This is a genomic window from Pseudomonas sp. FYR_2 (assembly GCF_043106425.1).
GTDB lineage: Bacteria > Pseudomonadota > Gammaproteobacteria > Pseudomonadales > Pseudomonadaceae > Aquipseudomonas > Aquipseudomonas monteilii.
In genome coordinates this window covers 1-18487 of record NZ_JBICMM010000024.1, presented here as the reverse complement: position 1 = coordinate 18487, position 18487 = coordinate 1, and the positions used below count along the sequence as shown (strand labels likewise).

Here is an 18487-nt window from a genome sequence, read left to right as displayed (position 1 = left end):
AGGAGCAGACTGCATGGCATTCGAAACCATCCTGTTGGACATCCACGGCAAGGTCGGCCTGATCACCCTCAACCGCCCGCAGGCGCTCAATGCGCTGAACGCGCAGATTGTCGGTGAAATCAACCAGGCCCTGGACCAGCTGGAGCGTGACCCGAATATCGGCTGCGTGGTGCTGACAGGTTCGGCCAAGGCCTTTGCCGCTGGCGCCGACATCAAGGAAATGGCCGGGCTGCAATACCCGCAGATCTACGTTGACGACCTGTTCAGCGATGCCGACCGCATTGCCAACCGCCGCAAGCCGATCATTGCTGCGGTGTCTGGCTTTGCCCTGGGCGGTGGCTGCGAGCTGGCGATGATGTGTGATTTTATCCTGGCCGCCGACAACGCCAGGTTCGGCCAGCCGGAAATCAACCTCGGCGTGTTGCCGGGCATGGGCGGTACCCAACGCCTGACCCGTGCGGTGGGCAAGGCCAAGGCCATGGAACTGTGCCTGACTGGCCGCCTGATGGGTGCCGAAGAGGCCGAGCGTGCTGGCCTGGTGGCGCGGATTGTGCCGCAGGCTGAGCTGGTGGAAGAGGCGCTGAAGGTGGCAGCGACCATTGCCAGCAAATCGATCCCGGTGAGCATGATGGTCAAGGAAAGCGTCAACCGGGCGTTCGAAGTTACCCTTAGCGAGGGTGTGCGCTTTGAGCGTCGAGTGTTCCATGCGGCGTTCTCCACTGAAGACCAGAAAGAAGGCATGGCCGCGTTCATCGCCAAGCGCGAGGCGCAGTTCAAGGACCGTTAATACTGGCAGGGGATTTTAGCCGGGCCTCCAGGTGCATGCCTGGAGAAGCCCGGCGCCAGGCCAGCACGGCCTTTCCCAACGCTACCTCCCTGGCACCGACCAGCGGATTGTAAGCACCTGAGGCAAATTCAGCCCCATTTGCAGTTGCTCCACGCGACGTGGCGCCTTAGACTGCCGCCCCCTGTAAAAGAGTGCCGGTTGGCGCTTGAAGAATTCCGCTGCCGATGCCAAGGCGTCGGCGGCACATGAATCGCCCAAATGCACATTTTTTCATAGAGAAATCGATGACCAAGGAACAGTTGCTGGCCATGTCGGCCGATGACTACATGAACGCCGACCAGCTAGCCTTCTTCACTGAGCTGCTGCAGGCGATGAAAGTCGAAACCCATGAGCGCATCGAGCTCAGCCGCACCACCATCGAAGGCCTGGACACTCCGTCGGACCCTGCCGACGTGGCTTCGGTCGAAGAAGAGCGTAGCTGGCTGGTCAATGCCATCGACCGCGACCAGCGCCTGCTGCCACAGCTGGAAATGGCCCTGGACCGTATTGCCGACGAAAGCTTCGGCTGGTGCGATGACAGCGGTGAGCCGATTGGCCTGAAGCGACTGCTGATCAGCCCGACCACCAAGTATTGCATCGAAGCCCAGGAGCGCCACGAGCAGCTCGACCGCCACCAGCGCCAGGTATAACCCCGCGCGCGGTGCCAAGCCCCACGGAGCAATCCCTGGGGCTTTTTGCGTTTCTCGTTGGCGCCGTTTTTGTTGCCCCGTGCGTAACACTGCTGTACCGGCATGCGCTGTTTCCTCGCCACGAGCAGGCGTATCATGGCTATATCGTTAGGTTGCTAATTAAGTTCCGGAGGGAATGATGAATAGCCGAGTCGATGTAGCCGTGATGATTGGTTCGGGGGTGCCGGCCACCCTGCAAGCGCTGGGCAAACGCATCTGCTGGGTGGTGCTGGTCAATGGCGAACGCCGTGGTACTGCATTTGCCACCCGTGAAGAGGCGTTGGAATGTCAGGCCGCCTGGCAGCAACAGCTGAAGAAAGGGCTGGCTGCCTGAAAATGTTTATTGCCTCTCGACGGGTTTCGGTGTTTTCGGGCATATTTGTCCTACAGTAATGCGCATCGGGATGGCAAGCCTTGTGTTCTCGCAGGCCCGCTTCCTTGGTTGCGCTTTCTGGCGAGTGATCTCAGGCATCACGCTTCCCACGCCGGGAATGAGCCAAACGCCTTCGGTTGAGGGCGAATCTGGCAAACCAGAGTAAAGATTCCTGCACGCTGCATCGCCAGCGGGCACAGACATTTCGTATATCGCTTTATTACTCTTTTCGCCTATCGATAAGAAATGGCCGTGCCTCCCCGAGCTTGGGTGAGGGCGGGTTGTAACCGGTTGAGGATTACTTCATTGGCAGTCAGCACTCTTGATACCCATGCATTGTTCGCCCTGGGCGACTTGCGCGGTAAATTGGCCCAACTGTTCCAGGGCCGCTTCATCTATGTCACCGAACAGAATCCAGAAGGCCTTTACATGGCCGAAATCGACACCGAAAGTGCACTGGTGGTCGATGACAAGCAACGTCTGGAGCTAAAAGTAGGCGACCACTTCCGCGCTGCTGTATTGCCCAGCCGTGAGGGTGGCAAGCTGGAAATGCGCTTTCGCGAAATCAAGTTGAATGTGTATGGCGTGGGCGATTACGCCTTCGTTTCGGTGCCGGAAGGCGAGGGCATCGTGTTTCGTGAGGGCCAGGGCGTGATGCTGGTGTTCGCCGCACAGCAGCAAGTGCAGGAAGGCCTGGGCAAGTTGCTCAAGGCGGTGACCGGCAAGGTTGCCAAATGGCGCAAGGGTGAACTGACCACCTTCAAGGCCAGTGAGTGACCGGCGCTGACGGTGCACCTGCCTCGCGGGCTGAATTTCATCGGCAGCGTCAGGCGGATGCCGTGGCCGAGGCCGAACGTTTGCTGGCCAGGCGCGAGGAACTGCAAAGCACCTGGTTGAGCTGGGTGGCGGGTGAGCTCTACCGGCTCGGCCCACCGCCTTATGTCGCCATGGTCCGGCGGCAGCTGCAGCGCCTCAGCCAAACGTGAGACGCAACCTTCAGTTACCGCAGTCGCGACCGCTGCTGACCTCTTCGGGCACTGGCTCTTTTGACATGCGCTTACGGAACAGCGCCGCCCGTGCCAGCAAGAGCGTGGTGACCGGCACGGTGATCGACAGCAGGATCGGAATCAGCCAGGCGTGCAGCACAGGCGCGTCCTTGAGCCAGGAAAAGTAGATGATCGAGGCCAGCGCCACGCACCAGGCGCCAATGGTCGAGGCCAGTGCCGGTGGGTGCATCCGCTGGAAGTAGTCTTTCAGGCGTACCAGGCCTATGGCACCCACCAGGGCGAACAGGCTGCCGGTCAGCAGTAGCACGGCAGTGACCACCTCCAGCCAGAAGGGCAGTACCAAGGTTTCGGTCATTCGATCACCTCTCCGCGCAGCAGGAACTTGGCCAAGGCAAACGAGCCGACGAAGCCGAACAGCGCAATCAGCAGGGCACCTTCGAAGTAGGTGTCACTGGCGTAACGGATCCCCAGCACCAGCATGGTCAGCATGGCCAGGATATACAGGTAGTCCAGCGCCAGCACCCGGTCCTGGGCGGACGGGCCACGGAACAGCCGGATCAGCGCCAGGCCCATGGCCAAGGCGAAGATGAACAGGCTGGCGAGGACAGCATTGGCGAGCAGGCCTGTCATTGGAAGATCTCCATCAGCGGGCGTTCGTAGGTGTCCTTGAAGTGCTCGATGAAGGCCGCTTCATCGTCCAGGTTGAACACATGCAGCAGCAAGACACTGCGGTCCAGCGCCAGCTCGGACCAGACGGTGCCGGGCACCACCGTGGTGATCATCGAAAGTGCCGCCAGGCCGTGCGGGTCGCGCAATGCCAGCGGTATGTGCACGAACGCCGAGCGTGGCGGCTGCTTGCCGGCACGCAGTACGCCGCGAGCCACCAGCAGGTTGGAGACGATCACATCAATGCCGACCCGGCCGATCAGCCGGGCAATGACCAGCGGCCGACGTACGTGGGCATGCTGCGGACGCAGCGGTGCCATCAGCAGCGGTGCCAGCACACCCAGTGCGGCACCCAGCAGCAGGTTGCCGGGGCTGACCGAGAGGTTCAGCAACAGCCAGAGGCCGAACAGCGAAACCGATAGCAGCGGGGCGGGGAACAGTCGGCTCATGGCTGCACCTGTACGTCGAGCGAGGTGGGGCCAGGAATCGGCCGGGCGGCCATCACGGCTTCGATGTAGGCGTCCGGTGCCTGCAGGCTGGCGGCGGTGTCCTGGGTGTAGCGCAGCAAAGGCTCGGCCTTGAGGCTGAGGACCATGCACAGGCCGAGCAGGATGACGATGGGCAGGCACTCATAGCGGCGCAGCACGGGTGACGGGCGCTCTTCGGGCTTCCAGAAGCGCTGTATGCCCACGCGGCCAAAGGCGATCAGCGACGCCATGCCGGACAGAATCAGCAGTGCCACCAGGCCCCAGCCTGCCGGGCTCAACGGCTGTTCGGCCGGCACACCCAGGCCCTGCGGGTTGAACAGCGCGCTGATCAGGTTGAGCTTGCCGACAAAGCCCGACAGTGGCGGCATACCGATGATGAGCAGCGCGCAGGCGATGAAGCTCAGGCCCAGGAAGGCCATGGTCCACGGGATGATCTGGCCGATCACCGCCTTTTGCTCGTCGTCGAGGTTGATACCCTTGGGCGGGTGCAGCGACTCCAGCGGGGGCGGCATCATGTCTTCTTCTTCGTCCAGGGGCGCCTCATTGGCCGAGCGTGAGCGTTCGACCAGTTCGGCGAGCAGGAACAGCGCGCACAGGGCCAGGGTGGAGTTGACCAGATAGAACAACGCCGCGCCGGTCAGCGGCGCCTGGGCAAAGCCAACCGCGCCGAGCAGGGTGCCAGCCGAGACCAGGATACTGAGGGCCGCCATGCGCTCCAGGCGCTGTGCAGCCAGGATCGATACCGCAGCCACCGCCAGGGTGGCCAGGCCGCCGTATACCAGCCATTCGCCGCCGAAATGCGCCGAGGCCCCGGCCTGCCCGGAGAACAACAATGTCCACAGGCGCAGCACGGCATACAGGCCGACCTTGGTCATGATGGCGAACAGCGCAGCCACGGGTGCGCTGGCCGAAGCGTAGGCGGGCACCAGCCAGAAGTTCAGCGGCCAGATACCGGCCTTGACCAGGAACGCCATCGCCAGGATCGCCGCACCGGCGTGCAGCAGGCCACGGTCGGCCTCTGGTACCAGGGGAATCTTCAGGGCCAGGTCGGCCATGTTCAGGGTGCCAGTCACGCCATACAGCATGGCGGCGCCGATCAGGAACAGCGACGAGGCGAACAGGTTGATGGCGATGTAGTGCAGGCCGGCCCGCACCCGGGCGCGGCCCGAGCCATGCAGCAGCAGGCCATAGGACGCGGCCAGCAGCACCTCGAAGAACACGAACAGGTTGAACAGGTCGGCCGTGAGGAAGGCGCCGTAGAGGCCCATCAGCTGGATCTGGAACAGCGCATGGAAGCTTGCCCCGGCACCGTCCCACCGGGCGCGGGCGAACAGTAGCGCACTGAAGCCGATAACCCCGGTCAGGGTCAGCAGCAGGGCCGACAAGTGGTCCACGACAAGCACGATGCCGAACGGTGCCGGCCAGTTGCCCGGCAGGTAAACGCCGATCGACGCTGCATGCCCCTGGGTGCGCACCCACAGCAGCAGGCTGACGGCGATTGCCAGGCCGGCGAAGGTTGACAGCAGGTTTAGGCGGGCCTTGATCCGCCGGTGCTTTTCACCCAGCAACAACATGACTGCGGCAGTGACCAGCGGCAGCAGGATAGGTGCAACGATCAGTTGACTCATTCCATTCATTCGTCACGCTCCCGGCCATCCACGTGGTCGGTACCGGTCAGGCCGCGTGAGGCCAGCAACACCACCAGAAACAGCGCGGTCATGGCAAAGCTGATGACGATGGCGGTAAGCACCAGCGCCTGCGGCAGCGGGTCGGTGTAGTGCAGCAGGTCCTGTGTGACGCCGTCCTTGATGATTGGCTCTTTGCCGATGAAGAGGCTGCCCATGCTGAAAATGAACAGGTTGACCCCGTACGACAGCAGGCACAGGCCCATGATGACCTGGTAGGTACGGGGGCGCAGGATCAGCCACACCCCCGAGGCGGCGAGCACGCCGATGGCGACTGCAATCACTTCTTCCATCAGGCGGCTCCTGCTTGGCTGGTTTTCGCCGGGTTGCCCGGGCGGTAAGCGCGCACCGACTGGTGCGCCAGGGCCGTGAGGATCAGCAAGGTCGAGCCGACCACCACGGTGTATACGCCGACATCGAAGAACAGCGCGCTGGCCACATGCACATCACCCAGCAGTGGCAGGTGCAGGTGGGCAGTATGGGTAGTGAGGAACGGATAACCCAGCAGTATGGCGCCGACCCCGGTCAGGGTCGCGCACAGCAGCCCGGTGCCCATCCAGCGCAGCGGGCGCAGGCTCATCTGCGCTTCGACCCACTGGGTACCGGCCACCATGTACTGCAGGATGAACGCCACCGACATCACCAGGCCGGCGACAAAGCCGCCGCCCGGCTGGTTGTGACCCCGCATGAACAGGTACATCGAGACCAGTAGCGCGACGGGCAGCAGCAGGCGCACCAGCACGGCAGGCACCATCATGAAGCCCAGGGCGGTGTCGGTGGCATGCCGTGGGTTGATCAGGTCGGTGACCACGTCGGGTGCCAGCTGGCGCTGCTGCGCCGGCAGTTGCATGCTCTCTTTGGGTGGGCGGAAGCGGCGCAGCAGGGCGAACACGGTCAGCGCCACGGCCACCAGCACGGTGATTTCACCGAGGGTGTCGAAGCCGCGGAAGTCCACCAGCATCACGTTGACCACGTTGGTGCCGCCGCCTTGGGGCAGCGCACGGCTTAGGTAGAACGATGAGATGTCGTTGGGCGTTGGCCGGGTCAGCATGGCGTAGGACAGCACGGCCATGCCGCCACCCACCAGCACGGCCAGCAGCAGGTCGCGCAGGCGGCGCATGCGCGCGCGCTCCAGGCTACCCGGCAGTGGCGATACGCCTTCGATACGCCGTGGCAGCCAGCGCAGGCCCAGCAGGATCAGCACAGTCGTGACCACTTCCACCACCAGCTGGGTCAGGGCCAGGTCAGGCGCGGAGAACCAGACAAAGGTGATGCAGGTCATCAGGCCGCAGACACTGACCATGATCAGTGCCGCCAGGCGGTGGTACTTGGCCTGGTAGGCGGCGCCGATGGCGCAGGCAATGGCGATCAGCCACAGTGCGACGAACACGCCCGAGCCCGGAATTTTCGGCCGGTCGCCCCAGCTCAGCCCGCTGTAGAGCATGGGCGTGAGGCCTGCGAGAAAGGCGGCGACCACCAGCATGAACAGCTGCGATTGCAGGCGGCGAGAGGTGAACAGGCGCTCGACGCGACGCGCCAGCACCATCAGGTGAACCTGCCCGTGCTCGAACAGGCGCTTGCCGTTGAAGCGCTCGATCACCGGCGGGTAGGGGAAGCGGCCCAGGCGCAGCTGCTTGCGCAGCAACAGGTACAGCACGATACCGCCGCTCATGGCTACCAGGCTCATGATCAGCGGTGCGTTCCAGCCATGCCAGATCGCCAGGCTGTACTCCGGCAGGGTGCCGCCTACCACCGGTAGCGCCGCAGCGGCCAGCAGTGGGCCGACCGACTGGGCAGGGAAGATCCCCACTACCAGGCAGGTGAGCACCAGCAGTTCGACCGGCGCACGCATCCAGCGTGGCGGCTCGTGCGGGGTGTGGGGCAGGTCCTGGGCGGTCGGCCCGAAGAACACATCGACGGTAAAGCGCAGGGCATACGCCACGCTGAAGGTGCCAGCCAGGGTGGCGATCACGGGCAGGGTGGCTTCGACCCACGCGGTGGAACTGATGAATACGGTTTCGGCGAAGAACATTTCCTTGGACAGGAAGCCGTTCATCAGCGGCACGCCAGCCATCGAGGCGCTGGCCACCATGGCCAGGGTCGCGGTGTAGGGCACCAGGCGGATCAGGCCGCTGAGGCGGCGGATGTCGCGTGTACCGCTTTCGTGGTCGATGATGCCGGCGGCCATGAACAGCGAGGCCTTGAACGTGGCATGGTTGAGAATGTGGAACACCGCTGCAACGGCAGCCAGTGGGCTGTTCAGGCCCAGCAGCAGGGTAATCAGGCCCAGGTGGCTGATGGTCGAATAGGCCAGCAGGCCCTTGAGGTCGTTCTGGAACATGGCGGCGAACGCGCCGAGCAGCAGGGTGAGGGCACCGGCACCGCCGACGATCCAGAACCATTCTTCGCTGCCGGAAAGCACCGGCCACAGCCGCGCCAGCAGGAACACCCCGGCCTTGACCATGGTGGCAGAGTGCAAATAGGCCGATACCGGCGTGGGCGCTGCCATGGCGTGGGGCAGCCAGAACTGGAAGGGGAACTGTGCGCTCTTGCTCAGGGCGCCGATGAGAATCAGGGGCAGCAGCACCGGGTACAGCGCATGCTGGCGGATGGTATCGCCGGCAGCCAGGACCTTGTCCAGGTCGTAGCTGCCGACCACATGGCCGAGCAGCAGGGCCCCGACCAGCAGGCACAAGCCGCCTGCACCGGTCACCATCAGCGCCATGTAGGCACCACGACGGGCGTCGGCGCGGTGGTGCCAGTAGCCAATCAGCAGGAAGGAGAACAGGCTGGTGAGCTCCCAGAAGAACACCAGCTGAATCAGGTTGCCGGAGATCACCAGGCCAAGCATGGCGCCCATGAAGGCCAGGAAGAAGGCGAAGAAGCGCGGTACCGGGTCTTGCGGTGACATGTAGTAGCGCGCGTACAGCGACACCAGCGTGCCGATGCCCAGTACCAGCAGCGAGAACAGCCAGGCGAAGCCGTCCATGCGCAGTACCAGGTTGAGCCCCAGGCTGGGCAGCCACAGGAACTCTTCGCGAATCACACCGCCATGGGCAACCTGGGGGTACAGCAGTGCTACCTGGACGGTACCGACCAGGGCTACGAGCCCGGCAAGAATGGACTCGGCGTTACGTGCGTTGTGCGGCAGCACGGCTGCCAGGCAACTGCCCACGAACGGCAGAAGCAATAGCACTATCAATGACATAGCGGCCTATTCTGGAGAAGTTTGCAAAGATCATACGTGCCGAGGGGGTGATCACCAACACGCAAGCTGTCGCAGAATCCTACAAACAGGCTGTGACAAGCTGTTTTTTTATAACATTTGTTTACAAAGCATAGCTGCTGTTAGCGACTTCACAGCTCCGCCTGGCGTTCGCCTTCATTCTGTACATCGCGTGCCTCGGTGGCGCGTGCTCGACGTACTTTGAGCTCGCTCACCACCACCGCGATCACGATCAGCAGGCCACCGAGCAGTGCCACGCCCGGCAGGCGTTCGCCCGCCAGGCGCCCGACGATTCCGGCCCACACTGGCTCACCGGCGTAGATGAGCGTGGCCCGGGTGGGGGAAACCGACTTTTGTGCCCAGTTCATCGCCACCTGGATGACTGCGCTCATGGCGCCCAGGCCTACGGCGCTGCCCAGCAGCAGCCAGGAGAAGTCGGGGATACGCTCCTGGGTGGGCACGATCATCAGAAATGCCAGCAACGACGCGGTCGCCAGTTGCACCACGGTAACCCGGCGCACGTCGACCTGGCCGGCGTAGCGGCTGATCAGGATGATTTCGCCGGCGATGGCCACTGCGCTGACCAAGGTGACCACCTCGCCCTCGCTGAAATGCAGGCTGCCGCCTTCCGGCCCGGCCAGCAGCATCAGGCCGATGAACGCCAGGCAAATGCCGATGCTGGGCATCAGGCCTGGCCGTCGGCCCAGTACCAGCCACTGCAGCAGTGGCACGAACGGCACGTACAGTGCAGTGATGAACGCCGATTGGCTGCTGCTGATGGTTTGCAGGCCCATGGTTTGCAAGCCATAGCCGAGCATGATCGATACGCCGATCAGCATGCCGGCCTTGAGCTCGGTGAAGGTCAGCCCTGGCAACGCCCGCGCCGAGACCACGCCCACGAACAGTGCAGCTGCAGCAAAGCGCAAGCCGACGAAGAACATCGGGCCACTGACGGTCATCACGTTGTGCACCAGCAGGAAGGTGCCGCCCCACAGCATGGTGATGAACACCAGTACCAGTTCAGCCTTGCTGAGTCGAAAAGTGACGGTGGGGGTCGGTTTGTTGCTGGCCTGGCTCATGGTCTTGCGCACTCGAAGGGGGCGGCGCACAATCGCCGCAAAGTGGGCAGTATACTGCGCAATCTCGACCAGTGAGCAATATAGTGCACAAAGATTCCGCGCACCGCGCATCGGTGCTTCAACATGTCAGCCTCAATGTGCGCAGCCTGCGCAACGCGGCCGGCATGAGCCAGACGACGTTGGCCGAGCGCTCCGGGGTTAGCCGGCGCATGCTGGTGGCGATCGAGGCGGGGGAAAAGAACGTCAGCCTGACCACGCTGGACTTGATCGCCGAAGCCTTTGGGGTGGCATTCAGTACCTTGATCCAGGCGCCTGATCGGCGTGATCCCGGGCGTATCGAAGAGCTGGCCTGGGCGGGTAAGCATCCGCAGAGTCGCGCAGTGTTGCTTGGCACCAGCCCGGCGCGGCGTGAGGTGGAGCTGTGGGAGTGGACCTTGGCGCCTGGCGAGTGCTATTCCAGCGAGGCCGATGCCGAAGGCTGGAGCGAGCAGATTTATGTGGCGCAAGGGCAGCTGACGTTGATCATCGAAGGGGTCGAGCGTCGTTTGCTGGTTGGGCAGTTCCATGTGTTTCCCAGCAACTGCCGGTATGCATACCGCAATGATGGGGCGGTGGCGGTGCGGTTCGTGCGTAATGTGGTGATTTGAGCCTGCAAGCTTTGGGGCTGATGCATAGCCCCAAAGCTTTCGAGCCGATCAGCCTTCAAGCAACTCATCGGTCTTCACGACCTTTGCATAGGCAAATGCCAGCGCCGCCATCGCCGAATCATGAACCTGCGCCGCCGGTACCTGTCTGCCGTCGAACGCCAGCGGCAGGGTCGCACAGGCATCGTGCGCCACGGTCACCTCGTAACCCAGGTCGGCCGCAGCACGGGTGGCGGCATCGATGCACATATGGCTCATGCTGCCGACGATGGTCAGGGCCTCGACGCCATGCCGGTCCAGCGTGTGCTCAAGGTCGGTACCGAGGAAGGCGTTGACCTTGTGTTTGAGCACCACCGGCTCGCCTGCTGCCGGTTCGACCTTGGCGTGAATGGCCGCGCCCTGCGAGCCCGGTGCAAAGAAGGGTGCATCTGCACTGTCGAACTCATGGCGTACATGCACCACCAGGTCGCCGCGCTGGCGCGCGGCTGCCAGCAACCGGGCAGCGTTGTCGGCCGCCTCGTCGGCGCCATCGAGGGTCCATTTGCCGCCCGGGAAATAGTCGTTCTGGATGTCGATGATGATCAGCGCCTGCTTGCTCATGCTGCCTCCTGTGGCAGTAGTCGTTGGTAGGCGTTAGTTATAGGCTGTGTGCACGAACCTGAGGATTGGCGCGAACGACACTATGCGGGCAAAAACTGACATCCCCGCCAGCCTGGACATCGGTCTGCTGCTGTACCCCGGCGTGCAGCGCGCGGCCGTATACGGCCTGGCCGACCTGTTCCTGGTGGCCAACCGGGTTGCGGCCGAACTGGGGGCTGTCGAGCTGCCGCACATTCGGGTCAGCTTCTGGCAGGCCGATGAAGCAGGGCAGTTGCTGCCAACCCCGGATAGCTCAGCGACCGCTGCACCGGGCCTGGGTGTATTGATCATTCCACCAAGCCTTGAGTCGGCCCCGCAAGCCGAGCTGCTTGACCGTCACCGCGCGTCGCTGTGCCAGTTGCACGGGCGCGGTACGGTGCTGGCTTCGGTTTGCATCGGGGTGTTTTTCATTGCCGCCAGTGGGCTACTCGACGGGCGCCCGGCCTGCACCCACTGGAACTACGTACATGCCCTGGCCCAGCGCTTCCCCAAGGTGCGGGTAGAGGCCCGGCAGCCGTTGCTGGACGACGGCGATATCGTGACCTCGGCAGGGTTGATGGCCTGGACTGACCTGGGCTTGCGTCTGCTGGAGCGATTTCTTGGGGCGACGGTGGCGCGAGAGACCGCTCGCTACCTGGCAGTCGAGCCGACGACAGTGCCCTTGCCCGGAGCACTCTTCAGCCCGCGCCTGGACCACGGCGACGAGGCCGTGTTAAAGGTGCAACATTGGTTGCAGGGCAATGGCGGGCAGGATGCTGACCTTGCGGCGATGGCTGCGTGCGCGGGGCTGGAAGCGCGCACCTTCCTGCGGCGCTTTCGTGCCGCCACCGGGCTGCGGCCGACCGAGTATTGCCAGCAGGTGAGGGTAGGGCGAGCCTGCCGTTTGCTGGAGTTCACCCGGCGCAACGTCGAACAGATTGCCTGGGGTGTCGGTTACCAGGACCCGGGTGCGTTTCGCAAGGTGTTCCAGCGCATTACCGGCCTGACGCCGAGTGACTACCGGCGGCGTTTTGCGGTATCAGGTGAGGGGACGCATAAACCACTTGACCTTGACTTTACTTGAGGTTTTACCCTGCTCGGCATCGCGCTGCATGCGTCCGTTACCAGGAGACCGCCGATGTCGGCAATCCCTCATGCCCTTTGGTTCACCCAGATGATCGAGTACGAAGTGCCTAGCATGTGCCAACAAGCATTGGCTCAGGCCTTGGTGGCGCGCAGCGAAGCGCTTGCTGCGCGCTGTGAAGGGCTGCAGGGTGTCAGTGTCCAGGCCAGTGACGATGGCAGCCGGGTGCTGCAATACCTGCAATGGCGGTCACGCCAGGCCTGGTCGGCGGCGGCCGTGTACTTCGTTGAGGAGCCCTTCCTTGAGCTGCTGGGGCAGCATCAGGCGCGCGGGGTGAACTTTGCAGCCTACCAGACGCTGCGCAGTCTGGTGCGCGGCGCCGATGGCGGCCTGCATTGTCAGGTAGGCGAGCTTCAGGCATACCAAGGCGCGTAATGCGGGTAGCGGTCCAGTCGGGCACCGATGACCATTTCGCTGATCCAGGCTGCCAGGATTGAGCTGTAGGCTTTCTGGCTCTGTTCGCTGGACAGCGCGTGGTCGGCCCCGTCGACGATGCGATGGGTGAGTGAATGGGCGCTGATGAATGCCGAGCGGTAGCTCATCAGTGTGCTGTGCGGTACATAGTCGTCCTGTTCGGACTCTACCAGCAAAACGTCCCCGTCGAACTCGGCGCACGCTGCCAGTGCACGGTTGTCCGCCGGGCCAAGCGATTGCTGCCGGTAGGCGTTCAGGCGTTGGCGGTCGAGGGTTTGCTTAGGGGTGTTCCATTCGTCGTCCCAATACATGGCGGGTACCCGCAGGGCCAGCCATTTGACTGGCCGTTGGCGGGTCAGCAGCGTTGCCAGGTAGCCACCATAACTGCTGCCGATGATGGCGATGGCGCTACTGTCCACGGCTGGATGGCTCAGCAGCCGGTCGTAGGCCACCATCAGGTCATGCAGGTTTTGTTCACGCGTGACTGTCAGGCGTTGGCTTTCGGTCTTTTCGTGCCCGCGAAGGTCGAAGGTCATGCACACGCAGCCCAGCCCGGTGATGTGCCGGGCCCGGGCCAGATCACGCTGCTGGCTTCCGCCCCAACCGTGCACGAAGAGGATGCCCGGCATCTTGCTGCCGGGGCTGACCAGGGTGCCGACAATGCTGTCGTTGTCGACTTGCAGTTCAACGGTTTCACTCTGAACGGCCATGTTCGCGAATCCGTGCAAATTTGCTGAATTGTCCGAGTTCACTGTCGTTTCCTTGGTAGAAGAGGGTGGCATCAGCGGGCAGGTCGGGCGTGCCGAACACTTCGTGAGTGGAGGCATGCACCTGCTGCAATGCCGGGTCATCGGCAAATGCCTGCAGGGCCAGCAACTCGGCACTGCTGGCACCGCCCAAGCGCCAGGATTGCTCGAGCACACCGCTACGCAGGTGGCCCTGAGGGCTCATGCCGCGAGCGATGTCGTAGTTGCGCCGTGAGGCGATGAAGCCAGGGAAGTGCTGCTCGGCAGCCTGCTCGTAGGTCATGGCCTGGTTGATCGCCAGGCGCAGGTGGTCTTCCAGGGGGAGTTCCAGCAGCGCTTGATAGTCGCCACGTACCACCACAAGGTCGGAGCCGCCATACACCTCGATGCCCTGGTGGTCATGGGTCAGCTGTTGGGTACCGTGATAGCTGCATGTCAGCCCCGCGACGCGCACTTGGCCGACGCTGAAGGTTTTTACGTCGTTCAGGTCTTCTTCGAGTACCAGCCCCCACACGGCCAGCGCCTGTTCGTCCATATCGTCCAGTAGGGGTTCCAGTGCGTCCGCTGTGCTGATGACATGTTGTCCGCGGCCTGCGCTCGCCAGTACCGGCTTGACCCGTAGCGGGCCGTCGAGCAGCAGCAACTGTGCGGCAGTGCGCGCATCGGCTTTGCTGAACACGGTGTAGCCGCGCAGCAGTGCATCACAAGCCTGTTGGGCGAAGGCATCGGTCCAGCCCGGTGGGAAGCTGGCCTTGGCCGGCAGCGGGTGGGAGATTGCCTTGGTCGCCATGTGGGGGTAGGACACCAGGCCGCCAAACAGATCCTGTTCGCCAAGAATACCCAGGGCGGCATAGCGCCTGTGGTCGATCAGGGTCTCGGTGGGCACGAAGTAGTAGTTATCGTTGGTGTTGGCCTGCTGCCTGAGCACATGTGGGCAACCCAGCAGGCGGGCGAGGCCGTCGGCAAGCTTGAGGTGCACGGCGTGCTCATGCTCGGGCGTTTTCTCGCGGGTGTCGAGCAGCACCACGCCGGTTTTCGAATGCCAGGCACTGGGCATGGTCATTTGCCTGTGGGCAGTGAGTGTACTGTGTGTGAAGCCGCCCCTTTGCGGAAGTTCAGCGGGACTTGATCGGTGGTCCTGAGCGCCTTGTATGAAGTGTCTGATTAGTGCAAGGCGTGGCGGGCAATGCATGCCGTGTCTTGGTCGTCGCGATTGCAGGGTTCTGGCGGCTGTTCCATTATCGGCACATTGGATCAACCGTGATGTTGCCGCAGGAGAGCGCATGAACGTCCAGACCACCCTTGAGCAAAGCGTGCCACAGCGCCTGGCACGCGTGCGCCAGGCCATGGCGGCAGAGGGCATCGATGCCTTGCTGGTGCCTTCGGCCGACCCCCACCTTTCCGAATACCTGCCCGGTTACTGGCAGGGGCGTCAGTGGCTCTCGGGTTTCCACGGCTCGGTCGGCACACTGGTAGTTACCCCGGGGTTTGCCGGCTTGTGGGTAGATAGCCGCTACTGGGAGCAGGCGGAACATGAGTTGGCTGGCAGCGGTATTGAGCTGATGAAGCTTTTGCCGGGCAAACCCGGGGCACTGGAGTGGCTGGGTGAAAACGTCGAGCTCAACGGCAGTGTCGCGGTGGATGGTGCGGTCATGGCGTTGGCTTCGGCACGCCAGTTGGTCGAACGGTTGAAAGTGCGTGGTGCGCGGTTGGTGACTGACAAGGACTTGCTGGAGCAGGTCTGGGATGGGCGCCCGGCGTTGCCCGGCAACCCGGTGTACCAGCACTTGCCACCTCATGCCACGGTGAGCCGGGCGGAAAAACTCACGCAGTTGCGCCAAGGCATGCAAGCCAAGGGCGCGAACTGGCATTTCATTGCGACCCTCGATGACATCGCCTGGCTGTTCAACCTGCGTGGCAGCGATGTTTCCTACAACCCGGTGTTCCTGGCCTTTGCCTTGATCAATCAGCAGCAGGCCATCCTGTTCGTTGGCCAGGACAAGATGGATGCGCATTTGCGCCAAGTGCTGGCAGTCGACGGCATCGAGGTGCGCGACTACAGCGAGGCTGGCAAGGCTTTAGGTGCCGTACCGGCCGGTAGCAGGTTGCTGGTGGACCCGGCACGGGTCACCTGTGGCCTGCTGGAAAACCGTTCGGCAGAGGTTGTGCTGATCGAGGGGATCAACCCCACCACCCTGAGCAAGTCATGCAAAGGTGATGAAGACCTTGTTCACATCCGTCAGGTCATGGAGCAGGACGGTGCGGCCTTGTGCGAATTCTTCGCCTGGTTCGAGGCCAGCCTGGGCAAAGAGACTATCACCGAGCTGATGATTGACGAGCGACTGAGTGCCGCCCGTGCTCGGCGCCCGGGTTTCGTATCGCTGAGTTTCTCGACCATTGCTGCCTTCAATGGCAACGGTGCCATGCCGCATTACCGCGCTACCGAGCAGTCGCACGCGGTCATCGAGGGCGACGGGCTTTTGCTGATCGATTCGGGCGGGCAGTACCTGGGCGGCACCACCGACATCACACGCATGGTGCCGGTGGGCAACCCCAGCCACCCGCAGAAGCAGGATTGCACCCGGGTACTCAAGGGCATGATTGCCCTGTCGCGTGCCACCTTTCCGCGTGGGGTGCTGTCGCCGTTGCTCGACGCCATTGCTCGTGCACCGATCTGGGCAGACCAGGTGGATTACGGCCACGGTACCGGGCATGGGGTAGGTTACTTCATGAATGTGCATGAAGGGCCACAGGTCATTGCCTACCAGGCGGCACCTGCACCGCAGACGGCGATGCAGGCGGGCATGATCAGCTCGATCGAGCCAGGTACGTATCGCCCGGGGCAATGGGGTGTACGCATCGAGAACCTGGTGGTCAATCGCGAAGCCGGCAACAGCGCATTTGGCGGCTTCCTGAACTTCGAGACGTTGACATTGTGCCCGATCGACACCCGCTGCCTGCTAGCCGAACAGCTGTCAAAAGAAGAGGTGGAGTGGTTGAACCGCTATCACACCACGGTGCGTGAGCGCCTGGCGCCGTTGCTCAAGGGTGACGCCTTGGCCTGGCTAGAGACGCGTACCGCGCCGCTGTAACGGCAAATGAAAAGGGCAGCTTGTGAGCTGCCCTTTTTTCTACTTGCAGATGACGATCATGCTGCGGCTGGTGTAACCCGCCGGGTTGATGCCGAACAAGTAATCGCCGGCTTCTTCATCGCTGTCGCCCGAGCGTGCGATGACCCGGTAGCCGCGTGTGCTGCAAGAGCTCGCGGCTTTGCTGTAGCAGTTGTCCCACGAAGAGGAGAGGCCGGAGCAGTTGATATGCAGGCCCTTCTTGCCCCTCTTGACCTCAGTCTTGGCCGTGGCGGCACATCCAGCAATAGCCAAGATGGCCAGGATGAGAAAAATACGTTTCATTCCTGTCCTTAAATGCAGGGCCGATCAGCTGTCGTCTGGCCCTGTCGTTATCGCTTCGGTTCTTCCTGAAATTTCCCCAGCGTCCCTGTTCGGTTCAGTAGATAGCGTAAAGATGATGATTCTGTGACAGCTTAATCAGCGAGACGGATCGCTACAATCTTTAATCCTGTCTCAAATGAAAATATTTCTCATATCAGTCTGCTGCGACGGCTGGGGCGGGCTCCTTGCGCATGGAGAGCGTGGTGCCGACAGAGGCCGTAATAATTGCCAGAATCGCCAGCCATTGGGTAACCGTCAGCACTTCGCCCAGGAAGAGCAGGCCGGACAACGCCCCGAACGCCGGTTCGATGCTCATGAGGGTGCCGAAGGTCCGAGCCGGAATGCGCGTGAGGGCAACCATCTCCAGGCTGTAGGGCAGTGCGGTGGACAGTATCGCCACGCCCAACGCCATGGGGATGACAGCGGGCGTGAGCAGCGCACTGCCCGCGTGGACAATGCCGATGGGGGCGACGAACAGTGCAGCGACCACCACGCCGAGCGCGGCGCTCTGGATGCCGTGTTCGGCCCCGGCACGCTGGCCGAACAGAATGTACAGGGCCCAGCACACGCCAGCCCCCAGCGCGTAGATAGCACCGGCCGGGTCGAGTGCCTGGCCACTGTGCCCTGCTGGCAGCAACAGCAGCAGGCCGGCGATGGCCAGGGCAATCCACAGAAAGTCGATTGGCCGGCGTGAAGAGAAGATCGCCACGGCGAGCGGCCCGGTGAACTCCAGTGCAACGGCAATGCCGATGGGCACCGTTTGCAGCGCCATATAGAAGAGGAAGTTCATGCCACCCAGGGCCATGCCATAGATGACCACGTTACGCAGGGTGTTGGCGGTCATGCGTACCCGCCACGGGCGCAATATAAGCAGCATGATGATGCTGGCGAATATCAGGCGCAGGGCGGTGGTGCCTTGTGCGCCGATAATGGGGAACATGCTTTTGGCCAGGGAGGCACCCGATTGAATCGATGCCATGGCGATAAGCAGCAGCCCAATCGGGAAGAAGGTGGCGGCCAGGCTGCGGGGCTGGGTGTTCATTTCTGCGCGGCGATCCTTGGGCGGGGTGGGTGATGAGCAATATAGTGCGCAATTGATGGGGCGCGTGGTAGCCCTGAAGCGCCTTCGGCATAAATATTTCAAAACATTGAAATTAAGGGTTGACCTCCTTGAAGGCGGCCCTATAATGCGCACCACTCCAACGCGGTAGCGAAGCAAAGCTAGCGACCCTGTTGAGTCAAGTGTTTGAAGCTAAACGAGTTTCTCGCAAAAAACTTCAAAATAAACGCTTGACAGGCTCTGAGGAAAGCGTAGAATGCGCGCCTCGGTTGAGACGAAAAGCTCTTAACCAAACGCTCTTTAACAAATCGAATCAAGCAATTCGTGTGGGTGCTTGTGAGTACGGACTGATAGTCAAAAAGATTATCAG

General features: G+C 62.6%; 21 protein-coding genes. 9 read left to right on the top strand and 12 right to left on the bottom strand.

Translation table 11 applies throughout. The annotated features are described in order from the left end of the window. Positions 1–13: 13 nt before the first annotated feature. From ACF8R4_RS11940 to ACF8R4_RS11920, 5 genes are all read left to right on the top strand, one after another. A complete protein-coding gene (locus ACF8R4_RS11940; RefSeq protein ID WP_060500526.1) occupies positions 14–787 on the top strand; it encodes an enoyl-CoA hydratase in 774 nt (257 codons plus the stop codon). Positions 788–1071: 284 nt separating this feature from the next. Beyond that, a complete protein-coding gene (locus ACF8R4_RS11935; protein WP_003250099.1) occupies positions 1072–1476 on the top strand; it encodes a TraR/DksA family transcriptional regulator in 405 nt (134 codons plus the stop codon). Positions 1477–1654: 178 nt separating this feature from the next. Further along, a complete protein-coding gene (locus ACF8R4_RS11930) occupies positions 1655–1849 on the top strand; it encodes a hypothetical protein (RefSeq protein ID WP_012271507.1) in 195 nt (64 codons plus the stop codon). Between the two features lie 345 nt (positions 1850–2194). Then, positions 2195–2665: a hypothetical protein gene (locus ACF8R4_RS11925; RefSeq protein ID WP_060500527.1), complete on the top strand. Its 471-nt coding sequence runs from the start codon at positions 2195–2197 to the stop codon at positions 2663–2665. Further along, a complete protein-coding gene (locus tag ACF8R4_RS11920; RefSeq protein WP_392492473.1) occupies positions 2662–2874 on the top strand; it encodes a hypothetical protein in 213 nt (70 codons plus the stop codon). Before ACF8R4_RS11925 ends, ACF8R4_RS11920 begins: the two co-directional genes overlap by 4 nt. A 10-nt stretch (positions 2875–2884) precedes the next feature. On the opposite strand, the gene ACF8R4_RS11915 is transcribed toward ACF8R4_RS11920, so the two are convergent. From ACF8R4_RS11915 to ACF8R4_RS11885, 7 genes are all read right to left on the bottom strand, one after another. After that, positions 2885–3250 (bottom strand): Na+/H+ antiporter subunit G, encoded by a 366-nt coding sequence (locus ACF8R4_RS11915; RefSeq protein ID WP_060500534.1) that lies wholly within the window; start codon positions 3248–3250, stop codon positions 2885–2887. Continuing rightward, a complete protein-coding gene (locus tag ACF8R4_RS11910; protein WP_003250109.1) occupies positions 3247–3525 on the bottom strand; it encodes a K+/H+ antiporter subunit F in 279 nt (92 codons plus the stop codon). The genes ACF8R4_RS11915 and ACF8R4_RS11910 overlap by 4 nt, the downstream gene beginning before the upstream one ends. Next, positions 3522–4010 (bottom strand): Na+/H+ antiporter subunit E, encoded by a 489-nt coding sequence (locus ACF8R4_RS11905; RefSeq protein ID WP_060500536.1) that lies wholly within the window; start codon positions 4008–4010, stop codon positions 3522–3524. Before ACF8R4_RS11905 ends, ACF8R4_RS11910 begins: the two co-directional genes overlap by 4 nt. Then, a complete protein-coding gene (locus ACF8R4_RS11900) occupies positions 4007–5686 on the bottom strand; it encodes a monovalent cation/H+ antiporter subunit D (RefSeq protein WP_392492472.1) in 1680 nt (559 codons plus the stop codon). The genes ACF8R4_RS11905 and ACF8R4_RS11900 overlap by 4 nt, the downstream gene beginning before the upstream one ends. Then, on the bottom strand, positions 5683–6027 hold the full coding sequence (locus ACF8R4_RS11895; RefSeq protein ID WP_003250128.1) for a Na+/H+ antiporter subunit C: 345 nt from the start codon (positions 6025–6027) through the stop codon (positions 5683–5685). Before ACF8R4_RS11895 ends, ACF8R4_RS11900 begins: the two co-directional genes overlap by 4 nt. Further along, on the bottom strand, positions 6027–8942 hold the full coding sequence (locus ACF8R4_RS11890; protein ID WP_104835194.1) for a monovalent cation/H+ antiporter subunit A: 2916 nt from the start codon (positions 8940–8942) through the stop codon (positions 6027–6029). Before ACF8R4_RS11890 ends, ACF8R4_RS11895 begins: the two co-directional genes overlap by 1 nt. A gap of 149 nt (positions 8943–9091) precedes the next feature. After that, complete coding sequence (locus ACF8R4_RS11885) at positions 9092–10039, bottom strand: DMT family transporter (protein WP_060500548.1); 948 nt, start codon at positions 10037–10039, stop codon at positions 9092–9094. An 83-nt stretch (positions 10040–10122) separates the two neighbouring features. Between ACF8R4_RS11885 and ACF8R4_RS11880 the strand changes: the two genes are divergently transcribed. Beyond that, positions 10123–10686 (top strand): helix-turn-helix domain-containing protein, encoded by a 564-nt coding sequence (locus ACF8R4_RS11880; protein WP_392492469.1) that lies wholly within the window; start codon positions 10123–10125, stop codon positions 10684–10686. 48 nt (positions 10687–10734) lie between these two features. Here the strand turns inward: ACF8R4_RS11880 and ACF8R4_RS11875 are convergent, their stop codons facing one another. Then, positions 10735–11283: a cysteine hydrolase family protein gene (locus tag ACF8R4_RS11875; RefSeq protein ID WP_060500558.1), complete on the bottom strand. Its 549-nt coding sequence runs from the start codon at positions 11281–11283 to the stop codon at positions 10735–10737. 82 nt (positions 11284–11365) lie between these two features. On the opposite strand from ACF8R4_RS11875, the gene ACF8R4_RS11870 reads away from it, so the two are divergent. Next, positions 11366–12385 carry a GlxA family transcriptional regulator gene (locus ACF8R4_RS11870; RefSeq protein WP_104835191.1) on the top strand — a complete coding sequence of 340 codons (1020 nt, stop codon included), beginning with the start codon at positions 11366–11368 and terminating at the stop codon, positions 12383–12385. Positions 12386–12439: 54 nt separating this feature from the next. Then, a complete protein-coding gene (locus tag ACF8R4_RS11865; RefSeq protein WP_060500563.1) occupies positions 12440–12820 on the top strand; it encodes an antibiotic biosynthesis monooxygenase in 381 nt (126 codons plus the stop codon). Here ACF8R4_RS11865 and ACF8R4_RS11860 read toward each other — a convergent pair. Both ACF8R4_RS11860 and ACF8R4_RS11855 read right to left on the bottom strand, forming a co-directional pair. After that, complete coding sequence (locus ACF8R4_RS11860; RefSeq protein ID WP_060500565.1) at positions 12799–13569, bottom strand: S9 family peptidase; 771 nt, start codon at positions 13567–13569, stop codon at positions 12799–12801. The two genes, ACF8R4_RS11865 and ACF8R4_RS11860, sit on opposite strands and share 22 nt — an antisense overlap. Then, a complete protein-coding gene (locus tag ACF8R4_RS11855; RefSeq protein WP_060500567.1) occupies positions 13553–14668 on the bottom strand; it encodes a DUF3182 family protein in 1116 nt (371 codons plus the stop codon). Before ACF8R4_RS11855 ends, ACF8R4_RS11860 begins: the two co-directional genes overlap by 17 nt. 220 nt (positions 14669–14888) lie before the next feature. Here ACF8R4_RS11855 and ACF8R4_RS11850 point away from each other — a divergent pair, with 220 nt between their 5' ends. Then, positions 14889–16697, top strand: a complete 1809-nt coding sequence (locus tag ACF8R4_RS11850) for an aminopeptidase P family protein (protein ID WP_392492466.1) — start codon at positions 14889–14891, stop codon at positions 16695–16697. 39 nt (positions 16698–16736) lie between these two features. Here the strand turns inward: ACF8R4_RS11850 and ACF8R4_RS11845 are convergent, their stop codons facing one another. After that, positions 16737–17018 (bottom strand): hypothetical protein, encoded by a 282-nt coding sequence (locus ACF8R4_RS11845; protein WP_016714998.1) that lies wholly within the window; start codon positions 17016–17018, stop codon positions 16737–16739. A 193-nt stretch (positions 17019–17211) separates the two neighbouring features. Next, entirely contained in the window at positions 17212–18099 is an 888-nt protein-coding gene (rhtA, locus tag ACF8R4_RS11840; protein ID WP_392492464.1) for a threonine/homoserine exporter RhtA, read from the bottom strand. Between the last annotated feature and the right edge of the window lie 388 nt (positions 18100–18487).